The organism is Streptomyces sp. DSM 118878 (assembly GCF_052936595.1).
The window spans coordinates 4,633,998-4,656,044 of the sequence record NZ_CP193622.1; the positions used below are offsets into that span (position 1 = coordinate 4,633,998).

Here is a 22,047-nt window from a genome sequence, read left to right on the forward strand (position 1 = left end):
GGTGGCCCGGTGGCTCAGTTCGTACCGATCTTCGCCAGCAGGTCCACGATGCGGCTCTGCACCTCGGTGCTCGTCGAACGCTCCGCGAGGAAGAGCACCGTCTCACCGGCGGCGAGACGCGGCAGCTCCGTCTCGTCGACGGCGGCGGTGTAGACGACCAGCGGAGTGCGGTTCAACCGCCCGTTCGCCCGCAGCCAGTCGATGATCCCGGCCCTGCGGCGGCGCACCTGGTGCAGGTCCATCACCACGAGGTTCGGCCGCATCTGCGCCGCCAGCGTCACCGCGTCCGCGTCGCTCGCGGCCCGCGCCACCTGCATGCCGCGCCGCTCCAGCGTGGCGGTCAGGGCGAGCGCGATCTCCTCGTGCTCCTCGATGAGCAGGACCCGCGGCGGGTGCTGCTCACTGTCGCGGGGCGCGAGGGCCTTCAGGAGTACGGCGGGATCGGCGCCGTACGCCGCCTCCCGCGTCGCCTGGCCGAGGCCGGCCGTCACGAGCACGGGCACCTCGGCGGCCACCGCGGCCTGGCGCAGCGACTGGAGGGCCGTGCGGGTGATCGGTCCGGTCAGCGGGTCCACGAACAGGGCCGCGGGGAACGCCGCGATCTGCGCGTCGACCTCCTCGCGGGAGTGCACGATCACGGGGCGGTAGCCCCGGTCGCTGAGCGCCTGCTGGGTGGTGACGTCGGGCGCGGGCCACACCAGGAGGCGGCGCGGGTTGTCCAGCGGCTCGGGCGGCAGTTCGTCGTCCATCGGCTGGGGCTGGGGCCGGTTGGAGACCTCGACCGCGCCGCCGGGACCGTCCAGCGGCTCCGGGCCCTCGTCGGCGTCCTGGTCCGGGGCGCCGATCGCGTACGAACGTCCTGCGCCCTCCGACGGGGCGGCGATACGGGACTGGGGCAGCGCGGGGGCAGAAGTGTGGGACTGCGGGTGCGGATGCGGGCGCGCCGAAGCCTCGGGGCGCTCGTCGGCGGCGGGGTCCGGCGGCGTGCCCAGCCTGCGCCGACGCCCGGAACCGCTCGAAGGCTGCTGCGGGGCAGGTCCTTGCGGCTGCTCAGGGCCTGCCTCGGGCGGCAGGGGAGGCTGCGGCGCCTGCGGGATACGTGGGCTGCGCGTCGGGCGGCGGTCCTGGGCCGGCACGGCCGCCTCGTCCTGCGGGCCGCGCTGCTGCTCGGCGATCTGCCGGCCGAACGGCACGCCCTGCCCGAGCGTGCGCACGCTGAACGCGCGCCCCTGCGTCGAGTTGGGGTCGGCCGGCGCGGACTCCGCGGGCAGCGGCTGAGCGGCGCGCGCCTGCGTACCGCGCTCCGGCGGCAGAGCGGTGCTCTGGGGGGCGGATGCGGGAACGCCGTGCGCCGGGGTGCCCGTGGGATGCGGAACGCCTTGCGTGGGCGTGGCCGTGGGGTACGGGGTTCCCTGCGCCGGGGTTCCCTGCGCCGGGGTGCTCTGCGCCGAGGTGCCCTGCGCAGGGGTGCCCGTGGAGCGCGGGTCGCCCTGCGCCGGAACACCGGCCGCCGGGGTGGCGCCCTCGGGCCACGGCTGCGGGTCGGGGAGCGGGCCGGGGGCCGCGGGGGCGGCAGGGGCTGCCGGTGCGGTGGGGGTGCCTGTGGCCGCCGGGTTGCCCGGGGCCGCCGGGCCCTGAGGAGCGGTCTGCCGCGGAGGAACCGGCGCCCCCGCGGCACCGCCCTGGGTCGCCCCCGGGTCCGAGGGGGCCTGCCGGGAGTGCCGACGCCCCGTAGGAACCTGCGAGGGATGCGGCTGCGGCGGAGTGTGGTCGTCGCCCGGGACGTGCCCCGCGGCGGCGTGCTGCCCGGTGCCTTCACCCCGGGCGCCCGGATACCGCTGGGGGCCCGGTGCCCCGGCGCCCGCGAACCCGCCGGGCAGCGGAGCCTCGCCGACCGCGGCACGGCCGGCCGCCGCCTGGTTCAGCACGGCGTGGCCGAGACCGCTCGGGTCGACACCACCCTGGGCAGCGCCACTTCCCTGGGCAGCGCCACTCCCCTGGGCAGCGCCACCCCCCTGGGCAGCGCCACTCCGGGCTCCCTGGCTCACCGCGACGGCGCCTTGGTTCACCACGGCATGGCCCACGCCGGTCCGACCGGCCCCAGGCCGGTCCACGCCCGCGTGGCCCGCTACGCCCTGCCCGCCGATGTCCTGCCTGCCGGTGTCCTGCCCGGTGATTTCCTGCCCGGTGATTTCCTGACCGGCGAGATCCTGGCCGCCGGGCTCCTGGCCCGGCGCGCGGTCGGCTGTGGCGGGCGGCAGGGCGAAGACACGCCCGCTGTTCGTCTCCTCGGCCGCCGCACGCTCCTTGGCCGCGGCCAGCGCACGCCGTGCCCGACGCCCCGTGGGCCGCGCGGCATCGCCGTGCGCGGCCTCCACCGCGGCGAGTTCGGTACCGGGGGCGCCGGACGCCTCCGAAGGACCCGAGGCGAGCGCGGGCAGCGCGTGCTGCTCACCGCCCCGCCGTGCACGACGCCCCGTACCGCCCGCGGGCACGGGCACGCCCTGCGGCGGCACCGCCTGACCCAGCGCGGCGGACCCGGCGGCATGCTCGGCCGCGGTCACCACGGAGCCGACGGAACCGCCGGAGCCGATGGGGCCGCCGGCACCGCCGGAGCCCGCCGAGCCGGAAGGCACAGTGGCCCCCGCAGGCCCCGCAGGCCCCGCAGGCCCCGCGGCCCCCGTACCGCCCTGAGAAATCTCGGCGGCACTGGGCCGCCCACGTCGCCGCCCGGTCCCGCCCGAAGCGCCCTCACCGGGAGCACCGTCACCGGGAGCACCGTTACCGGGAGCGCCGTCAGCCACATCACCCATGGCACCGGCAGCCCCGCCGGACGTCTCCGAAGCCCGCGTCTGCGCACCGATTCCGCCCGGCCTGGTCACCGGCCCGGCGCCCGTAGCGGTCGTCACCGAACCGCCGAGGGTGTCCGGCGAGGCCTCCGCGGCACGCCGTCCCCTGCGCCGCCCCGTACCGGTCGGCGCGGCGGGCGCCCCGGCCGCAGGACCACTGGATGCCGTTTCCGGGACGCCGCTCTCCAGGAAGGAGTCCACGGAGGGACGCCGAGCCCGCCGACGCCCGCCGCCCGTAGCCTGCTCGGGCACGGCGACAGCACCGCCGGGCGCGGCCGCAGCCGCTCCGGGAGCCCCGGCCACGGAAACCGACGTCTCCGTGGCGCCCGCCCCGGAAACGGAAACGGCCCTCTCCGTGGAGCCCGCCCCGATCGGCACTTCGAGTACGTACGCGCTGCCGCTCATGCCCGGCACCTCGTGCGTCTGCAACACACCGCCGTGCGCCCGCACGATGCCCCGCACGATCGGCTCGTGCACCGGATCGCCACCGGCGTACGGCCCCCGCACCTCGATGCGGACGACCTCGCCCCGCTGCGCGGCGGCCACGACGATGGTCGAGTCGACGTAGCCACCGGCCGCGCCGGAGGCGACACCCGCGCGCGTGTTGCCGGTGGCGTCGATTCCGGCCACGTCCGCGACGAGATGGGCCACGGCCGTGGCGAGCCGCCCCGCGTCGACCGTGATCTCGATCGGCGGCGCGTGCACCGCGAACTGCGCGCGCCCGGGCCCGATCAGCTCGACCGCGCCCTCCACACCGGTGGCGACGACCGCGTCGAGCATGACGGGCGTACGGGAAAGCCGCTCGTCACCCGCGTCGAGGCGCTGGAAGCCGAGGACGTTGTCGACGAGCGTGGTCATCCGGGCGTACCCGGCGGAGAGGTGGTGCAGGACCTGGTTGGCCTCGGGCCAGAGCTGGCCCGCGTCGTCCGAGGCGAGGGCGGCGAGCTCCTGGCGGAGCTCGTCCAGGGGACCGCGCAGCGAGGAGCCGAGGACGGCGAGCAGTTGCTCGTGCCGCGCGGACAGCGCCTCGTACCGCGCCTTCTCGCGTTCGGCCAGTTCCTCGAAGCGGTCCTTCTCGCGCTCGGCGAGCGCCGCGTACCGCTCCTGTTCGGCGGCGAGCTCCTCGGCCCGCTGCTCCTCGGCGGCCTTGATCTCGGCCGCGCGCTCCTCGGCGGCGGCACGCAGCTCCTCCGCGTGCCGGGCGAGGGCGGCCTCGTGCTTCTCGGCCAGCTCGTCGTAGGGCCTGCGGTCGGTGAACGTCATCACCGCGCCGACCAGTTGGTCCCCGTCACGCACCGGCGACGTCGTCAGGTCGACCGGCACCTGGGCGCCGCTCTTGGACCACAGGACCTGCCCGCGCACCCGATGCTTGCGCCCGGAGCGCAGGGTGTCGGCGAGCGGGGACTCCTCGTACGGGAACGGCTCGCCGTCGGCGCGCGAGTGCAGGACCAGCGGGTGCAGTTCCTGCCCGCCGAGATCGCTCGCCCGGAAGCCCAGTATCTGCGCGGCGGCCGGGTTGACCAGGACGACGCGCCCCTCGGTGTCCGTGCCGACGACGCCCTCGGCCGCGGCCCGCAGGATCATCTCGGTCTGCCGCTGCGAACGCGCCAGCTCGGCCTCGGTGTCCACGGTGCCCGAAAGGTCCCGTACGACGAGCATCAGCAGCTCGTCGCCGGTGTATCCGTACTGGTCGTACGCGTCCCTGCCGTCCTCCAGCGGGGAGCTGGTCACCTCGACGGGGAACTCGACGCCGTCGGTGCGGCGCGCGGTCATCCGGGTGGGCTTGGTCCTGCCGCGGTCGTCGATGGTGTCGGGGCGCCGCATGGACCCGGGGATGAGCCGGGAGTCGAACTCCGGCAGCAGATCGAGCAGTCCGCGGCCCACCAGGGCCGTGCCCGGCGTTTCGAACGCCTCAAGGGCGATCGCGTTGGCGTTCACCACGGTGCCGTTGGCGTTGACGAGCACCAGGGCGTCCGGGAGCGCGTCGAGTATGGCTGCGAGGCGAGCAGCGCCTCGGGATGGCCTGCTGCTCACGACGACGCTTCCTCCCTGGTTACCGCTGCTTGCCGACTCGCTCAGACCATCTTGCCCCTCGGTCCGTGGCGTGTCACGGGAGGGAGTCTACGGGGAGTGGTTGCGGGCGCGACGCCGGATGAGAGGGAGGTCGCACGCAGAACATGTGAGTTTTCCGTACCGCCAGGTCACGGAGGGGTCGTCGGCCGCCCTCGCACGACGGGCGGCCGACGCGCCGGTACGTCATGAGGTCACGCCCGCCCGGAGGTGTCGGGGAGCACGGGGACGAGGTGGTTCCAGCGGGAGATCTCGCAGCCGTCGCGGCGGTCGTACGTCGCGTCGACGGGCCGCCCCTGCCAGGTCCCCGTCACGCGCGCGGTGGCGGGCCCGCCGTACTGCATGGTGCACATCGCGCCGCGCGGCGTCTTGGCGAACGGGTCCTTTCCGTGGACCGTGACCTCGTCGAGGCGCGCACACGCCTTCTCGGCATTCGGGTGCGTGCCGGCATCCGCGTGCGTGCCGCCCGTGCGATGACAGTCGAGTACGTACGTACCGTCGGCGCTCCCCGAGTCGGTGACGGTGACGGTGAGCCGGTCGGTCGGGGCCACGGGGTGCGCGGCGGCCTGCGCCGCGGACGGCACGGCGGACAGCGCGGCGGCGGAGGCGGCGGCGGTGAGGAGGAGACGGCGCAGCATGGGAACTCCACGGAGGTCGGCGGAAGGTACACGGGTGGCTCTACCGCTTCTTCTAACGCCGCCCGTCGCGGGACGTTGCGGGACATCGCGGGACGTCGCGGGACCGGGTGAATCGCTTTGCTCTGCGGGGCGCGCTCCTAGTACCGTGGAGGCCGCGATTGGTGACACGCCGCCTGGCTGTGTCATCATCTGCACGCACCCCCGCGCTCGCGGCGGTGTGCAAGCTGGAGGCGTCGCCTAGTCCGGTCTATGGCGCCGCACTGCTAATGCGGTTTGGGACTTAAATCCCATCGAGGGTTCAAATCCCTCCGCCTCCGCTGCAAGCCCGAAGCCCCGGTCGTCCGCGACCGGGGCTTCGGTCGTTCCCGGACCCGGACCCCGGGGCCGGCGGGTGTGGCCCACGGCTGGCTGCCGGGGAGAGCTGCTGGAAGCGCTGCCGGGGAGAGCTCCTGGAGGTATCTGCCCAGCTCAGGGCGGGCTCAGGGCGGCTGCGGGAATCGGATTTCGCCTCACGGCGCAGGTCATGTAATGTTGTTCTCGCAACGCCGACGGGGCAGAAAAAACCCCGGAAGCACAAGCACTCGTAGCTTAACGGATAGAGCATCTGACTACGGATCAGAAGGTTGCAGGTTCGAATCCTGCCGAGTGCACAGCAGACCAGAGGCCCTGTGGAGGAATCCACGGGGCCTCTGGCTTTTGCGTCTGACGGCAGCGTCTGACGGCAGTGATTGACGGCAACTGTCTGCCGGGGGTCGGTTCAGGTGGCTGAGGACTTCCGTGGGCATGCGGGCGGCGGCTCTCGGCTCCCTGTTCGCGACCATGGAACTAGGTCTTTGGTGCCGGGCCACCCTGACCCGAGGTCCGATCCGCGGCGCCTCGGCAACAGTTAGCGTCGCCACCATGCGCTTAGGACTACTTGGCACCGGAAACGTCGCCCGAGCACTGGCCCACGGCTGGAGCGCCGCGGGCCACGATGTGCTCCTCGGTTCACGTCGACCCGAGGAACGGACGGACCTCGGTCTCCCCGTGGCGAGCCTGAACGAGACAGCCGCCCACGCGGAGGTACTCGTCAACGCCACCCCGGGGGCCGTCTCCGTGGAACTGCTGCACTCCATCGGGGCACCGGCGCTGGCCGGCACCCTGCTGATCGATGTCGGGGTCGGCCTCTCCGACGACTTCACCGAGCTCTCGCACCCCAACAGCAGCCTGAGTGAACAGATCCAGGAAGCCTTCCCCCTGACCCCCGTCGTCAAGACGCTGTGCACCATGGACTCCACCGTGATGACTGCCCCGGACGGTCTGGAGGGCCCGAGCACCGTCTTCCTCTCGGGTGACGACGCCGAAGCCAAACGGACCACCGGCCGACTGCTCACCGACATCGGCTGGCCCGCCTCGTCCCAGCTGGACATCGGCGGCATCACCACCGCACGTGGACAGGAACATTTCGCCCTACTCTTCATGGGCATCGCGGGCGGTCTGGGTTCTCACACGTTCAACATCAACGTGGTCGCCCGCCCCGCTGCCTAGATCCCGCACCCGGCAGTGCCACGTCGGCAGGTCAGTGGGGTGCCTCGTCCATCAGTGTGTCGAGCAGCCCCACCAGGGAGCCGCTGCTGACGATGGAGCGACGGTCGATCATGGCTCGCACGTCGGTCAGCGGGATCCACTCGATCCGGTCCGACTCGTTCTGCTCGGTCGGCGGTCCCTCGTACGTCGCTCCGTCGGCCCGGAAGATGTGGTGCCGGGAGTCGGTGATGCTGTTGGCCGGCTCGGCGTAGATCAGTGGCGTGAGGGGACCGGGACGCCAGCCGGTCCCCTCCAGGACCTCACGGGCCGCCGCGTCGGCCGGCGTCTCGCTCTCCTCGATCAGGCCCATCGGCAGCTCCCATGCCCAGGTGTCGGTGATGAAGCGGTGCCGCCACATCATCAGGACCTCGCGCCGCTCATTGACCACGGCGGCCACGGCCAGCCGCCGGAGCTTGACGACGTGGTGCTCCCAGCGGCTGCCGTCCGGGGTCTCGACGTCGGTGAGGCAGCACAGGTTCACCCAACTGCTCTCGTAGATCGGACGTTCCCTGTGGATTTTCCACTGCATCGTTGCGGCCCTTCTCGATCGGCTTTCGGCACCGCGGCGGCCGGTGCCCTTTAGCTGGTCCGCATATAACTGGTTCGGGGTGGCCGGAGGAGCGGCATGCGCTGTGGTCGGCGTGGCGGGTGTACCGCTCGGTGGAAGGAGTGCGGCGGTGGAGTGGCGTTGTGTGGGGCTCGGGTGGCCGGAGGGGGTGCCCGTGCTGCGGTGGGCGGGGGGCCGGACCAGTTCGCTCGCGTACGGGCAGGCGGTCGGGTTCCGGGCCGTGGGTGAGCGGCGGTGCGTGGGGGCGCGGGGGAACGCCTGCCCGCTGCGGGCCGTCGTGCCCGGCCGGGCCACGCAGGCGCGGTGCCCGGAGTGCGCACGGCTCGACCGGGCGTTCTCCGTGGCCGCGGACGGGGTGCCCGACGATCCGCGTACGTACCGGGTGTACCTGGCGTGGTTCGGGCCGGGGCTGGTCAAGGTCGGTATCACCGCGGAGCAACGGGGTTCCGTGCGGCTGCTCGAACAGGGTGCCGTGGCGTTCTGCTGGCTCGGGCACGGGCCGCTGATGGCGGCTCGGCGGACGGAGGAGTTGTTGCGGGCGGCACTGGGGGTGCCGGACCGGGTGCCGTACGCGCGCAAGCGGGCGGTACGGGCGGCACTGCCTGAGTGGGGCGAGCGCGCCAGGGAGTTGGAGGAGCTGTACGGGCGGGCCGTGGCCCTGGATGGCTGGGCCGAGGCGTTGCGGCGGCTGGACTTCGAGGCGGTCGACCACGCCCCGGCGTTCGGCCTCGCGGCCCTGGAGGGCGAAGCCACCGGAGTGGTGCGGGAGCTGGTCGCCGACGGAAGCGTCGGGGGGCGGCTCGTGGCGGCCGCCGGGCCGGACCTCCACCTGGACGTGGCGGGCGTGCGCGGCCTCCTGGTCGTTGATACGCGGGTGCTCGTGGGGTGGACCCTGGTGCGGGCGGACGCGGGGGGCGGCGTCAGCGTGCCGGTGCGGGAGGTCGGGGGTGAGGAGGCGGTGGGCGGTGCGGAGCAGGAGGGGCTCTTCTGACGCGGGCCCGCTTCCCTTCGCCTCCCTTCGCTCCACTTCCCTTCGTCTCGTCTCGCCTCGCTTCACTTCCCTTCGCTGCCGGCGGTCTCTAGCCGTGGCTTTCTCAGGGATTTCACAGGTTCACGCAAGGGACCTCTCACGGGCGCGGCCCAAAGTGTGGGGTATGACCACGATCTCGCCCCAGGCGCACGCGCACTCCGCACTGCTCAGGCCGGACGGGAGCCCCGTCCGCGTACTCGTGGTGGACGACGAGGTGTCGCTCACCGAGCTGCTGTCCATGGCCCTGCGCTACGAGGGCTGGCAGATCCGCAGCGCGGGCGACGGGGTGGGTGCGGTGCGGGTCGCGCGTGCCTTCCGGCCCGATGCCGTGGTTCTCGACATGATGCTGCCCGACATGGACGGCCTGTCCCTCCTCGGCAGACTGCGCCGCGAGATGCCGGACGTGCCCGTGCTGTTCCTGACCGCGAAGGACGCGGTGGAGGACCGCATCGCCGGGCTCACGGCCGGCGGCGACGACTACGTCACCAAGCCCTTCAGCCTGGAGGAAGTGGTGGCCCGGCTGCGCGGGCTCATCCGGCGGGCCGGGGCCGCCGACAAGCGCAGTGAGTCGACGCTGGTCGTGGGCGACCTGACCCTCGACGAGGACAGCCACGAGGTGACGCGTGGCGGGGATTCCATCCACCTCACCGCCACCGAGTTCGAGCTGCTGCGCTACCTCATGCGCAACCCGCGGCGCGTGCTCAGCAAGGCACAGATCCTCGACCGGGTGTGGAACTACGACTTCGGGGGCCAGGCCAACGTCGTCGAGCTCTACATCTCGTACCTGCGCAGGAAGATCGACGCGGGCCGGGAGCCGATGATCCACACGCGGCGCGGCGCGGGGTATCTGATCAAGTCCGCCGTGCCCGTACCTACGTGAGACGGACACGGATACGGGCACGGATACGGACACGGATACGGGCACGGCCCCGGAGGCGCACCCTGCGCACGCGGCTCGTGTTCTCCGCCGTCGCGCTGATCGCCGTCGTCTGCGCGGTGATCGGTACTGTCACGACCATCGCCCTGAAGTCGCACCTGTACGAGCAGCTCGACGGCGCGCTCGCCCAGGTGACGGCCCGCGCCGCCGGGCCCTCCGTGCCGCCCGGCGGCGACCTTCCCGGCAAGCACGCGGACGGCCCCCCGACGTCACGTGACCCGCTGGAGTTCGTGTCGCGCGGCCCGCAGGAGATCGGCACGATCGGCGCCGAGGTGCACGGCGGTTCCCTCGGGCGCGCGCTGGTCAGCACCGAGGCGGAGAGCGTCGGCGAACTGCCCGACGCGACGCGGCTCGACGCGGACCAGGTCGACGCGCTCGCCTCCGTGCCCCGGGACGGCGACGAGCACAATGTCGACATTGCGGGCCTCGGCGAGTACCGCGTCACGTACGCGTCCGGCGTCATCGGCGACTTCGTCGTCGGCGTTCCGACCGCCAAGGTGGCCAACACCCTCAGGACGCTGGTCGTCGTCGAGGTCAGCGTCACCGTCGCGGGCCTCGCCGCCGCCTCGCTCGCGGGCGCCGCCATGGTTGGGGTGGCCCTCCGCCCGCTGCGCAGGATCGCCGCCACCGCCACCCGCGTCTCCGAACTGCCGCTGCACAGCGGCGAGGTCGACCTGGCCGAGCGGGTCCCGTACGCCGATCCGCACACCGAGGTCGGCCAGGTCGGCGCCGCGCTCAACCGCATGCTCGACCACGTCCACTCCGCGCTCGACGCCCGTCAGCGCAGCGAGACACGGGTACGCCAGTTCGTCGCGGACGCGAGCCATGAGCTGCGTACGCCGCTCGCCTCCATCCGCGGCTACGCCGAACTGACCCGCCGTGGGCGCGAGTCCGCCGGGCCCGACACACGGCACGCCCTCGGGCGGATCGAGTCCGAGGCCGAGCGGATGACCGGGCTCGTCGAGGACCTCCTGCTGCTCGCGCGGCTCGACGCCGAGCAGCAGGAGGGGGCGGGGCTCGCGGGCGGCGGGGGCGTGCGCGCGTCGGCGTACCGGAGCGGTGACCTCGCCCCGCTCGTCGTCGACGCCGTCAGCGACGCCCGTGCCGCAGGACCCGGCCACCTCTGGCGGCTCGAACTTCCGGGCCCCGACGAGCCCGCCCTGGTCCGCGCCGACACCGACCGGCTGCACCAGGCCTTGGCCAACCTCCTCGCCAACGCCCGTACGCACACCCCGCCGGGCACGGAGGTCACCGTCCGGGTGCGCACGGCCGGGGCCCGCGTCCGCGTCGAGGTGCGGGACGACGGGCCGGGCATCCCCGCCGAGCTGCTGCCCTCCGTCTTCGAACGGTTCGCCCGCGGCGACGCCTCCCGCTCCCGGAAGGCCGGTTCCACGGGCCTCGGTCTGGCCCTCGTACGCGCCATCGTGACGGCGCACGGCGGCACGGTCACCGTGGAGAGCGTGCCGGGGCGGACGGCCTTCACCATCGAGCTCCCCGCCGCAGCCCCCGCCGCAGCCCCCGCCGCAGCCCCCGGGCCAGGCGTCGTGCCAGCCCTTGAGCCCCCCTCGCCGCCGCGTGCCTCACAGGCGGACCACAGCCTCACCACACACCCCTGACAGACCGCTTGGCGACCGTCGGTGGCATGCGAACCGACCCTTCAACGGCCGCGCCCGCCCCGGCCGCGCCCGCCCCGGCCGCGCCCGCCCCGGCGGCCACGCGAGCCGTCCCCGCTCGGGCGCAGGGCGTCCTGCCGGCCCGGGAGCACCTCCCCGCCGCGTGGCGCGAGGTCCCCGTCCTCGATGTCGTGATCCCCGTCCACAACGAGCAGAAGGACCTCGGACCGTGCGTCCGGCGGCTCCGCGACCACCTCGTCCGCACCTTCCCCTACCCCTTCCGCATCACGGTCGCCGACAACGCCTCCACGGACCGCACCCCTGCGGTCGCCGCCGAGCTCGCCGGCTCCATGGCCGAGGTGCGCCACGTCCGGCTGGACCAGAAGGGGCGTGGCCGGGCGCTGCGGGCCGTCTGGTCCGCCTCCGACGCGCCGGTCCTCGCGTACATGGACGTGGACCTCTCCACCGACCTCAACGCGCTGCTGCCGCTCGTCGCCCCGCTGATCTCGGGCCACTCGGACCTGGCGATCGGTTCGCGCCTCGCGCGCAGCTCACGGGTGGTGCGGGGCCCGAAGCGGGAGTTCATCTCGCGGGCCTACAACCTCATCCTGCGCGGCTCCCTGCACGCCCGGTTCTCCGACGCCCAGTGCGGGTTCAAGGCGATCCGCGGTGACGTGGCGCGCGTGCTGCTGCCGCTGGTCGAGGACACCGGGTGGTTCTTCGACACCGAGATGCTGGTGCTCGCCGAGCGCGCCGGGCTGCGCATCCACGAGGTGCCGGTCGACTGGGTCGACGACCCGGACTCCACGGTCCACCTGGTGAAGACGGCCACGGACGACCTCAAGGGCGTGTGGCGGGTGGGCCGTGCGCTCGCGGTCGGCGCGCTGCCGCTCGACCGGCTCGCCCGCCCCTTCGGGGACGACCCCAGGGACCGGGAACTGGCCGGCGTCCCGCGCGGCCTCGCCCGCCAGCTCGTCGGCTTCTGTGTGGTCGGCGCCCTTTCGACCCTCTTCTACCTGTTGCTCTACAGCGGCTTCCGTACGTTCACGGGGTCCCAGGCGGCCAACGCGCTCGCCCTGCTGGTGTCGGCCGTGGCCAACACCGCGGCCAACCGGAGGCTCACCTTCGGAGTACGCGGCAGAGACCGCGCGGTGCGCCACCAGGCCCAGGGCCTCGTCGTCTTCGCGATCGGCCTCGCCCTGACCAGCGGCTCGCTCGCGGCGCTCGGCGCGGCATCCGGCGACCCTGCGCACTCCACGGAACTGGCGGTCCTCATCGCGGCGAACCTCGCGGCGACGGTCCTGCGGTTCCTGCTGCTGCGGGCTTGGGTCTTCCCCGACCAGGGGCCGACGGAGCCCACGTACGACGCCAATGCCCCCGCCGACACCCCCGCCGAGACGAGGAACGCCCGATGACCGCCCCGACTCCCGCCGCCGTGCCGCACCCGGCTCCGCACTCCGCGCCGCACCCGGGTCCGCACGAACCTCGGGCGCCCCTGCCCGCCCGCCTCTGGCGCGGGCGCCCCGACGACCCCCGCTGGGCGCGCCCCGCGCTGCTCGGCCTGCTCCTCTCCACGGCGGCCCTCTACCTCTTCAACCTCAGCGCGTCCGGTTACGCCAACTCCTTCTACTCCGCGGCCGTCCAGGCGGGCAGCCAGAGCTGGAAGGCCATGTTCTTCGGCTCCCTCGACGCGGGCAACGCGATCACCGTGGACAAGCCCCCGGCCTCGCTCTGGCCCATGGCGCTGTCCGTACGGCTCTTCGGGCTCAACTCCTGGGCGATTCTCGCCCCGCAGGTGCTGATGGGGGTCGCGACGGTCGGCGTGCTGTACGCGGCCGTGCGGCGGCGGTTCAGCCCGGCGGCCGGGCTGATCGCGGGCGCGGTCCTGGCGCTCACGCCCGTGGCCGCGCTGATGTTCCGCTTCAACAACCCCGACGCGCTGCTCGCCCTCCTGATGACCGTCACGGTGTACTGCGTGCTGCGCGCCCTGGAGCACGGGCGCACCAAGTGGCTGGCGTGGGCGGGCGTCGCGGTGGGCCTCGCCTTCCTGACGAAGACGCTCCAGGCGTTCCTGATCCTGCCGCCGCTGGCCGTCCTGTACGCGGTGTGCGCGCCGGTACGGCCGCGCAGGCGCTTCGGCCAGCTCGCCCTCTCCGCGGTCGCGATGGTCGTGTCCGGCGGCTGGTGGGTCGCGATCGTCCAGCTCTGGCCCGCGTCCTCGCGCCCGTACATCGGCGGCTCGCAGAACAACTCCTTCCTGGAGCTGACCTTCGGCTACAACGGGCTCGGCCGCATCAACGGTGAGGAGACCGGCAGCGTCGGCGGTGGCGGCGGTCCCGGTGGCGGTGGAGGTGGCGGTCAGTGGGGTGAGACCGGCATCGGGCGGATGTTCAACTCCGAGGTCGGCAGCCAGATCTCGTGGCTGCTGCCCGCCGCGCTGATCCTCCTGGTGGCCGGTCTCGTGCTCACCCGCAAGGCGCGCCGCACGGACACCGCGCGGGCGGCGTTCGTGGCCTGGGGTGCTTCGCTCCTGATGACCGCGGCGGTCTTCAGCTTCATGGCGGGGATCTTCCACCAGTACTACACGGTGGCACTCGCGCCCTACCTCGCGGCGCTGATCGGCATGGGCGCCACGGTCCTGTGGGAGGAGCGGGCCTCGTGGCCGGCGCGCGCGGCGCTCGGCGTGACGGTCGCGGCCACGGCGGTCTGGGCATACGTCCTGCTCGGCCGGGTCCCCGACCACCTGCCGTGGCTGCGCTGGGCGGTGCTGTCCGCGGGCCTCGTGGGCGCGGTGGGCCTGCTGCTCGCCGGGCGGTTCGGCCGCCGCCTCGCCCTCACCACGGTCGGCGTGAGCCTCGCGGCGTCCCTGGCGGGCCCGGTGGCGTACACGCTGTCGACGGTGGACAGCGCGCACACCGGCTCCATCGTCACGGCAGGTCCGGCGTCCGCCGGACGGATGGGACCGGGCGGCGGCCCCGGCGGCGGCCGACCCGGCGGCGACGGCGGCATGCGCATGCCGGGCCAGGGCGGTCAGGGCGGTCAGGGCGGCCAGGGAACGGGCCAGCCTCCGACGGGCGGCAACGGCAGCCCCGGCGGCCCCGGCGGCAACGGCAGCCCCGGCGGCAACGGGCAGGCGCAGCAGGGCAGGCAGGGCGGATTCCCCGGTGGCGGCTCGCGCGAGGTCGTCGTGGGCGGCGGCATGGGCGGTCTGCTCGACGGCGCCCAGGTCTCCGCCAAGGCGAAGAAGCTCCTGGAGACGGACGCGGGGCGGTACACCTGGGCCGCGGCGGCCATCGGTTCGCAGAACGCGGCGAGCTACCAACTCGCCACCGGCGAGCCGGTGATGGCCATCGGCGGCTTCAACGGAAGCGACCCGTCCCCGACGCTCGCGCAGTTCAAGCAGTACGTGGCTGACGGCGAGGTCCACTACTTCGTCGCGGGCGGCGGCATGGGCGGTGGCGGCATGGGCGGCGGCAAGGGCACGTCCTCGGCGATCACCTCCTGGGTGGAGTCGACGTTCAAGAAGGTGACGGCGGGCAGCGCGACCTTCTACGACCTGACGCAGCCGAAGAAGTAGCACGCGGGAACGGCACGCGGGAACGGACTGACGGCAGCGGATCGATCGACCGCGGGAAACAAACGCCTTGTACGGTGTACGGGAGTAGCTCTACGGTGTACGGGAAAGGTCCCGTACACCGTAGAGCAGTCGTGATCCCCCTCCGCTGCCCCGTCCCCCGAAGGAGCCCCCATGACGGCGACGACCGCCGAGACATCGGCCGCCCCGCCCCGGCACCCGCAGCGCTGGCTGATCCTCGGCGTCATCTGCCTCGCCCAGCTCACCGTGCTGCTCGACAACACCGTCCTGAGCGTCGCCATCCCCTCCCTCACCCGGGAGCTGGACGCGTCCACGTCCGACATCCAGTGGATGATCAACGCGTACTCGCTCGTGCAGTCCGGCCTGCTGCTCACCGCGGGCAGCTCCGCCGACCGCTACGGCCGCAAGAAGATGCTCATGGGGGGCCTCGCGCTCTTCGGCGTGGGTTCGCTGGTCGCGGCGTTCGCGCAGTCGTCGGCGCAGCTCATCGCCGCCCGCGCGGGCATGGGCGTCGGCGGGGCGCTCCTGATGACCACGACGCTCGCGGTCGTCGTGCAGATCTTCGACGACTCCGAGCGGGTGAAGGCGATCGGCCTCTGGTCGACCGTCAGCTCCCTCGGCTTCGCGGCGGGGCCGCTGCTCGGCGGCTTCATGCTGAACCACTTCTGGTGGGGCTCGATCTTCCTGGTCAACATCCCCGTGGCGCTGCTCGGCCTGGCCGCGGTCGCCAAGCTGGTGCCGGAGTCGAAGAACGTCCGGGGCGACCGCCCCGACCTCCTGGGCGCGCTGCTTTCCACGATCGGCATGGCCTCGGTCGTCTACGCGATCATCTCGGGGCCCGAGCACGGCTGGACGTCGGCGCAGGTCCTGGTGTCGGCGGTCTTCGGCGTACTGGTTCTCGGGGCCTTCGCGCTCTGGGAGCTGCGCATCCCGTATCCGATGCTGGACATGCACTTCTTCCGCAACCAGCGCTTCATCGGGGCGGTGGCGGGCGCGATCCTGGTCGCCTTCGGGCTCAGCGGCTCGCTCTTCCTGCTCACCCAGCACCTCCAGTTCGTCCTCGGGTACGAGCCACTGGAGGCGGGGCTGCGGACGGCGCCGCTCGCGGTGACCATCGTGGCCCTCAACCTGACGGGCGTCGGCGCGAAGCTCCACGCGAAGCTGGGCACGCCCGTGACGATCCTGGCCGGCATGAGCTCCCTCGCGGCCGGACTCGCGGTGGTCGCGCTCCTCGGCGGCGACGCCTACAACGGCATGCTGGCGGGGCTCGTGATCATGGGCGCGGGCATCGCGATCGCCATGCCCGCCATGGCCAACGCCATCATGAGCGCGATTCCCGTGGAGAAGGCGGGCGTGGGCGCGGGCGTCAACGGCACGCTCGCGGAGTTCGGCAACGGCCTGGGCGTCGCCGTGCTCGGCGCGGTCCTCAACTCCCGCTTCGCCTCGCTCGTGGCGGTCTCCGCGGCGTCCTTCCCGGCGGCCATGGCCGCGGCGGAGTCCGCGGGGGAGCGGCAGCGGATCGCCGACGCGTTCTCCTCGGGCCTTGAGACGAGCCAGCTGGTGGGCGCGGTCGCGGTGTTCCTCGGCGGCGTCCTGGCGGCGGCGCTGCTGCGCAGGGCGGAGCGGGCGGAGAAGGCGGAGAAGGGGGAGAAGGGGGAGAGGGGGGAGCAGGCGGACTCCGTGGGGACGACGGCGGCATAGCATCCTGGTGGGGGCTCCGGAACCGATCAGGAAGGTGCGCCATGGTCAACGCGGCCGGCCGCACGGCGAGCACGGCGCGGACCAGCGTCTGGCTGCAGGGCAAGGCATCCCGAGGCGGCACCCGCAAGGGCGACCAGCCGAGCGGGCTCGACCGGGAGCGGATCACCGGGGCCACGGTGCGGCTCCTGGACGCGGAGGGCTTCGCGAAGTTCTCCATGCGCAGGCTCGCGACCGAGCTGAACGTCACGGCGATGTCCGTCTACTGGTACGTGGACACCAAGGACGACCTGCTTGAACTCGCCCTGGACGCGGTGTGCGGCGAGATGCGGATCCCCGACCCGCAGCAGGCCCCCGACGCCTGGCGGGACCAACTGCGGGCCCTCGCGGAGGAGTACCGGGCGCTGCTGATCCGCCACGCGTGGGTGTCGCCGCTGGTCGGCCGCTTCCTCAACATCGGCCCGAACTGGCTGGCCTTCGCCGTCGCGATCCAGAAGACCGTACGGAACAGCGGGCTTCCCGCGTACGCGCAGAACGGGGCGATCTCGGCGGTCTTCCAGTTCGTGTACGGCTTCGGGACCATCGAGGGCCACTACATCGCGCGGTGCGCGGAGGCCGGGATGTCGCAGGACGAGTACTACCGGGAGGCCATCGGCACCGTCCACCACGAGCTGGCGGAGCACGAGGTCCTGGAGAGCGCGAGCGAGCTGATCGAGGCGCGGGGCAGTGACACCGTCCAGGAGATGTGGCACCGGGACTTCACGGTCGCGCTGGACCTCATGATCGCCGGGATCGAGGCACTGCTCTCCCGGGGATAGCCGGTTGCCCGGCCGGCCCCGAGAAGAGGTGCGTCGGCGCGTCGGAGCCTGGGTCTCAGGCCTGCGGCAGGCCCTCGCCCTGGACGGCCTGGATGTCCAGCTCCACCCGCAGCGTCGTGCCGATCGCCGAGATCCCCGCCTGGACCACCTGGTTGTAGTTCATGGCGAAGTCCTCGCGGCGCAGCTCCGCCGTCGCGCGGAACGCGGCGCGCGTGCCGCCCCACGGGTCCGCCCCGGTGCCGAGGTAGCTGAGCTCCAGGTCGACGGGGCGTACGACGCCGTGCATGCCCAGCTCGCCCTGGACCGTCCAGCGGTCCGGGCCCGCGGGCGTCAGGCCGGTCGAGCGGTAGGTGATCTCCGGGTACTGCTCGACGTCCAGGAAGTCCGCCGACTTCAGGTGCCCGTCCCGCATCCCGTTGCCCGTGTCGATCGAGGCCGCGCGGATGACCGCCTCGACGCGCGACTTCTCCACGTCCTCGGCGATCTCGACCCGCCCGCCGAACTCCAGGAACCGCCCGTGCACGCTGGTGATCCCCAGGTGCTGCGCGACGGCGGCGACGGTCGAGTGCGCGGGGTCCACGGTCCACGGTCCGGGCGGCGGCAGCTCGGTGCCGCCCTGCCGGGCGAGGACGACGTTGCCCACGTCGGCCCGCCCACTGGCGGTGACGAGGGCGGTCGAGGCGACGGGCGCGTAGCCGACGGCGGTGACGATGACCGTGTAGGGGCCGGGCGGCAGCGCCGTCGCGTCCCGTACGAGTCCCTCTTCGTCCGTCGCGGCCCGCAGCACCTGCGCCCCGGTCATGTCGGTCACCGTGACGACGGCGTGGGGCACGGCCCACCCGTCACGCGTCCGGATCCGAGCGTTGAGTCCCATCCCGTTCACTCCTTGCCGGGCCTCCGTCGAAGGAGGCCATAAAAAGATCAAGAAAGATCAAGTCTCGCGAGGCCGACCCCCGCGGATCGGTGAGGCCCCTCGCGGAGAGCCCCCGGGCCGGTGGTGGCCGGCCGTCCCCTGCCGTGAATGCCACCACCGGCCCGGGGGCCCGTTCCGCAACCGGCCCGTGGCCGCGCCTCCGCTCGGGGCGCGGCCACGGGCCGGGGCCGTCACTCGCCCGGGTGGGCGAGCTCGATGTCGTGGCCGTCGACGCCGCTGCCGGTCACCGTCAGGCCGGTGGCCACCGGCGGGTAGCCGGTCGCGATGACCGTGTACTCACCGCTGTCCAGGTCGGTGAAGCCGTAGGCTCCGTCGGACCCCGTGGTCGCGGTGGCGACGACGTTGCCCGCGGCGTCCACCAGGGTGACGCGGGCGTCGTTCAGCGCCGAGCCGCCCGCACGCACGGTGCCGAGCACCTGGGCGCCGGAGCTGAGCTCGACCTCGACCCGGGTGACCCCGGCGCCGCCGACCTCGACGGGCAGGGCCATCGGCCGGTGACCCGCGGCGTTCACCGCGATGGTCACGGTGCCGGGCACCAGCTCGGCGAAGGTGAACTCGCCCTGCTCGCCGGAGAGCCCGGTGGCCAGGACGTCACCGCGCACGTCCGTCACGATGACCATGGCGCCGGAGACGGGCAGCTTGCTGTCCGCGTCCCGCACCAGACCACTGAGCCCGCTGGTGCCGCTGAGCAGGATGTCGTACGCGAGGGCGTCCTCGCCCACGACGACCGTCGAGGCCTGCGGCTGGAACCCGTCGGCGGACGCGATGAGCACGTACGAACCGGCGCCGGGGGCGTCGACCGCGTACGAGCCGTCGCCCTGCGCGACCGACCGGCCGAGCTGCCGTCCCCCGAGGGAGATCAGCGTGACGGCGGCCTGCGGCACGGGCGCGCTCTCGGCGCCACGGACGTAGCCGTGGACCGGGATGCCGCCGGTGATCTGCGGGAGTTCACCGGAGCCCGGCCGGGCGGCGGACGCCACGGCGGCGAGCCGCTGGGTGCCCTCGGGGCCGGCCTCGGTGTGCGAGGCGACGGAGGCGAGCACGGGCTGCTCGGCGGTCGCCGTCGCCGCGGCCGGAGCCACCGCGTCGGCGGAGCCGGCCGTCTCACCGGCGGCCTGGGCGAGGGCGCCCGACGTACGCAGCGGGACCTCCTTGATGAAGATGGTGATCACGAAGGCGATCAGCGCCAGCGGCGCGGCGATCAGGAAGACGTCGGCGATGCCGTGCCCGTACGCGCTCTCCGTCACCGTGCGGAACGGCTCGGGGATCTTGGACAGGTCGGGGATGCCGCCGCCACCGGTACCGCCGTGGCCGAACTGGGCCGCGGCCTTCGGGCCGAGGTCGTTGACGCCGTCCTTGACGTAGTCGCTGATCCGCGTGGCCATGATCGCGCCGAGCGCCGAGACACCCATCGCACCGCCCAGGGAGCGGAAGAAGGTGACGGTGGAGCTGGCGGAGCCGAGGTCCTCGGGGGAGACCTGGTTCTGCGTGCAGAGGACCAGGTTCTGCATCATCATGCCGATGCCGAGGCCCATCAGGGCCATGAAGATCGCGATGTGCCAGTACTCGGTGTCGTACCGGATGGTGCCGAGCAGGCCGAGGCCCGCCGTCACCAGGAAGCCACCGCTGACCAGCCAGGCCTTCCACTTGCCGGTCTTGGTGATGACCTGGCCCGAGACGGTCGACGAGACGAACAGGCCGCCGATCATCGGGATCGTCATGACACCGGACATCGTCGGGGACTCGCCCCGCGCCAACTGGAAGTACTGGCTGAAGAAGACCGTGCCCGCGAACATCGCGACACCCACGAAGAGCGAGGCGAGCGAGGCGAGCGTGATGGTGGGGTTGCGGAAGAGCCGCAGCGGGATGATCGGCTCGGCGGCCTTGGACTCGACGAGCACGAAGAGCAGGCCGAGGATGATCGAACCCGCGACCATGGCGCCGGTCTGCCAGGACATCCAGTCGTACTTGTCACCGGCGAAGGTGACCCAGACGAGCAGCAGGCAGACGGCGGCGCTGATGAAGAACGCACCGGTCCAGTCGACCTTCACGTCGCGCTTGACGACGGGAAGCTTCAGGGTCTTCTGGAGAACGATCAGCGCGATGATCGCGAAGGGCACGCCGACGTAGAAGCACCAGCGCCAGCCGAGCCAGGACGTGTCGGTGATGACACCGCCGAGCAGCGGGCCGCCGACGGTGGCGACCGCGAAGGTGGCGCCGAGGTAGCCGGAGTAACGCCCGCGCTCACGCGGGGAGATCATCGCGGCCATGACGATCTGCGCCAGGGCGGAGAGACCGCCGACGCCGATGCCCTGCACGACACGGCAGGCGATCAGCATGCCGGAGCTCTGCGAGAGACCGGCGACGACGGAACCGCCGACGTAGATGATCAGGGCTATCTGGACCAGGGCCTTCTTGCTGAAGAGGTCCGAGAGCTTGCCCCACAGGGGGGTGGTCGCCGTCATCGCGAGGAGTGAGGCGGTGACGACCCAGGTGTAGGCGGACTGGCCGCCTCCGAGGTCGCCGATGATTTCGGGCAGGGCGTTGGAGACGATCGTCGACGACAGGATCGCGACGAACATGCCGAGCAGCAGCCCGGACAGCGCTTCCATGATCTGCCGGTGCGTCATCGGAGCGTTCTCGTCGTGCTGCGCTCCGTGCTTGGCATGGCTGCCCCGCACACCGGCTGGTGTGGTTGTTGCCATGGAATTCCTTTTCTTACGCGGGTGTACGGGTGGTCTCTGACGTGATCTGCACGTCGTGGGTCTGCACGTCGTGGGGAAGCCGGGCCGAAGCCGCACGGCAGTCCCCGAAGCTGTCACGCAGTCGCGCGAGCAACGTGCTGAGCTGGACGACTTCGTCGTCGGTCCAGTCGTTCAAGTAGTGGGTGAGCGTCCGGATGGAGAGCTCGGTGAGCTCGTCGACCTTGGCCTTGCCCTCGGGCGTGAGCCGCAGGATCCGGGAGCGCTTGTCGGCGGGGTCGGGATCCCGGTGGATCCACTCCTTGTCCGCGACGTGGGCGACGTGCCGGCTGGTCACCGACATGTCGACGGCGAGCAGCTCCGCGAGCCTGCTCATCCGCATCGCGCCGTGGCGGTCGAGGAGGATGAGTACGGCGGCGGATCCGCCCGGACAGTCGTGGGGCAGGCCCCGTCCGAGACCACGCTTCACGGCACCGATGGCACTGAGCTGACGGGCCAGCTCCTCGTACTGACGCTGCGCGGCCACGGCACCTCCTTTTTTGTTGCTTAGGGCAACGATAGAAGCAGTTGGTTGCCGCAGGCAAACTAAAACCGGACCAACGCCTTAAAGTCTCGGCAAAGGTATGTGGGCCGGAATGTAAAGCCCCTGGCCAGTGGGGGTTGGGCCGGGGGCCGTGCATTCGCTAGGGTCCTGCCTCATGGCACACAACCCCCAGGGTCACCAGGGCAACCCCGATCCCGCCGGCAGCACGCAGATGTTCCGGGCGTTCGTCGACGAGGCTCCGCCGGGGGCCCGGCAGCAGGTCGCGGCCTCTTCCGGGCCGCGGGTCGGGCTCATCGTCGGCGTGATCCTGGCGATCGCCGTCGTGGCGGGGGTGGCTTGGCTGGCCTTGGCGTGAGCCGGGGCTGGCCGTAGGCCTTTGACCTCGGGGTGGGCTGACCGGGGGCTTTGACCGCGGGGCGGGGCTGGTCGTAGGCCTCTGGCCTGGGGGCGGGCTTTGGTCGTCTGTTCTCTGTGCGGGCTGGTTG

The 22,047-nt window shown here is 72.8% G+C and carries 15 protein-coding genes and 2 tRNA genes; 11 read left to right on the plus strand and 6 right to left on the minus strand.

Annotated elements, in window-relative coordinates:
• Positions 1 to 14: 14 nt before the first annotated feature.
• Together ACRAKF_RS20590 and ACRAKF_RS20595 are read right to left on the minus strand one after the other, a co-directional pair.
• Positions 15 to 4,883 (minus strand): PAS domain-containing protein, encoded by a 4,869-nt coding sequence (locus ACRAKF_RS20590; protein ID WP_447038658.1) that lies wholly within the window; start codon positions 4,881 to 4,883, stop codon positions 15 to 17.
• 230 nt (positions 4,884 to 5,113) lie between these two features.
• Positions 5,114 to 5,557, minus strand: coding sequence for an SSI family serine proteinase inhibitor (locus ACRAKF_RS20595; RefSeq protein WP_447038660.1), 444 nt, complete (start codon positions 5,555 to 5,557; stop codon positions 5,114 to 5,116).
• A 226-nt stretch (positions 5,558 to 5,783) separates the two neighbouring features.
• Here ACRAKF_RS20595 and ACRAKF_RS20600 point away from each other — a divergent pair.
• The 3 genes from ACRAKF_RS20600 to ACRAKF_RS20610 all read left to right on the plus strand — a co-directional run bounded on the left by ACRAKF_RS20600 (position 5,784) and on the right by ACRAKF_RS20610 (position 7,084).
• Positions 5,784 to 5,874: transfer RNA gene (locus ACRAKF_RS20600), tRNA-Ser, on the plus strand.
• A gap of 260 nt (positions 5,875 to 6,134) precedes the next feature.
• A tRNA-Arg gene (locus tag ACRAKF_RS20605) sits at positions 6,135 to 6,207 on the plus strand.
• A gap of 169 nt (positions 6,208 to 6,376) precedes the next feature.
• Positions 6,377 to 7,084: an NADPH-dependent F420 reductase gene (locus tag ACRAKF_RS20610; RefSeq protein WP_447042076.1), complete on the plus strand. Its 708-nt coding sequence runs from the start codon at positions 6,377 to 6,379 to the stop codon at positions 7,082 to 7,084.
• Positions 7,085 to 7,115: 31 nt separating this feature from the next.
• Here ACRAKF_RS20610 and ACRAKF_RS20615 read toward each other — a convergent pair whose 3' ends face one another.
• Positions 7,116 to 7,652 carry an NUDIX hydrolase gene (locus ACRAKF_RS20615; RefSeq protein WP_447038662.1) on the minus strand — a complete coding sequence of 179 codons (537 nt, stop codon included), beginning with the start codon at positions 7,650 to 7,652 and terminating at the stop codon, positions 7,116 to 7,118.
• 148 nt (positions 7,653 to 7,800) lie between these two features.
• On the opposite strand from ACRAKF_RS20615, the gene ACRAKF_RS20620 reads away from it, so the two are divergent.
• The 7 genes from ACRAKF_RS20620 to ACRAKF_RS20650 all read left to right on the plus strand — a co-directional run bounded on the left by ACRAKF_RS20620 (position 7,801) and on the right by ACRAKF_RS20650 (position 17,382).
• Positions 7,801 to 8,682 (plus strand): DUF2797 domain-containing protein, encoded by an 882-nt coding sequence (locus ACRAKF_RS20620; protein ID WP_447038663.1) that lies wholly within the window; start codon positions 7,801 to 7,803, stop codon positions 8,680 to 8,682.
• 163 nt (positions 8,683 to 8,845) lie between these two features.
• The gene (locus ACRAKF_RS20625) at positions 8,846 to 9,601 is read left to right on the plus strand and encodes a response regulator transcription factor (RefSeq protein WP_447038664.1); all 756 of its coding nucleotides are present in this window, start codon (positions 8,846 to 8,848) and stop codon (positions 9,599 to 9,601) included.
• Positions 9,602 to 9,612: 11 nt separating this feature from the next.
• Positions 9,613 to 11,274, plus strand: coding sequence for a sensor histidine kinase (locus tag ACRAKF_RS20630; RefSeq protein WP_447042077.1), 1,662 nt, complete (start codon positions 9,613 to 9,615; stop codon positions 11,272 to 11,274).
• A gap of 26 nt (positions 11,275 to 11,300) precedes the next feature.
• Positions 11,301 to 12,686, plus strand: coding sequence for a glycosyltransferase (locus ACRAKF_RS20635; RefSeq protein ID WP_447038666.1), 1,386 nt, complete (start codon positions 11,301 to 11,303; stop codon positions 12,684 to 12,686).
• Entirely contained in the window at positions 12,683 to 14,848 is a 2,166-nt protein-coding gene (locus tag ACRAKF_RS20640; protein ID WP_447038668.1) for an ArnT family glycosyltransferase, read from the plus strand. Before ACRAKF_RS20635 ends, ACRAKF_RS20640 begins: the two co-directional genes overlap by 4 nt.
• 171 nt (positions 14,849 to 15,019) lie before the next feature.
• Positions 15,020 to 16,567: an MFS transporter gene (locus tag ACRAKF_RS20645; RefSeq protein ID WP_447038670.1), complete on the plus strand. Its 1,548-nt coding sequence runs from the start codon at positions 15,020 to 15,022 to the stop codon at positions 16,565 to 16,567.
• Positions 16,568 to 16,608: 41 nt separating this feature from the next.
• On the plus strand, positions 16,609 to 17,382 hold the full coding sequence (locus tag ACRAKF_RS20650; protein ID WP_447038672.1) for a TetR/AcrR family transcriptional regulator: 774 nt from the start codon (positions 16,609 to 16,611) through the stop codon (positions 17,380 to 17,382).
• 55 nt (positions 17,383 to 17,437) lie between these two features.
• Here the strand turns inward: ACRAKF_RS20650 and ACRAKF_RS20655 are convergent, their stop codons facing one another.
• The 3 genes from ACRAKF_RS20655 to ACRAKF_RS20665 all read right to left on the minus strand — a co-directional run bounded on the left by ACRAKF_RS20655 (position 17,438) and on the right by ACRAKF_RS20665 (position 21,544).
• Positions 17,438 to 18,256 carry a YceI family protein gene (locus ACRAKF_RS20655; RefSeq protein WP_447038674.1) on the minus strand — a complete coding sequence of 273 codons (819 nt, stop codon included), beginning with the start codon at positions 18,254 to 18,256 and terminating at the stop codon, positions 17,438 to 17,440.
• Between the two features lie 230 nt (positions 18,257 to 18,486).
• The gene (locus ACRAKF_RS20660; RefSeq protein ID WP_447038676.1) at positions 18,487 to 21,021 is read right to left on the minus strand and encodes an MFS transporter; all 2,535 of its coding nucleotides are present in this window, start codon (positions 21,019 to 21,021) and stop codon (positions 18,487 to 18,489) included.
• 13 nt (positions 21,022 to 21,034) lie between these two features.
• Positions 21,035 to 21,544: a MarR family winged helix-turn-helix transcriptional regulator gene (locus ACRAKF_RS20665; RefSeq protein ID WP_447038678.1), complete on the minus strand. Its 510-nt coding sequence runs from the start codon at positions 21,542 to 21,544 to the stop codon at positions 21,035 to 21,037.
• Between the two features lie 172 nt (positions 21,545 to 21,716).
• Between ACRAKF_RS20665 and ACRAKF_RS20670 the strand changes: the two genes are divergently transcribed.
• Complete coding sequence (locus ACRAKF_RS20670) at positions 21,717 to 21,917, plus strand: hypothetical protein (RefSeq protein ID WP_447038680.1); 201 nt, start codon at positions 21,717 to 21,719, stop codon at positions 21,915 to 21,917.
• The last annotated feature ends 130 nt before the right edge of the window (positions 21,918 to 22,047 follow it).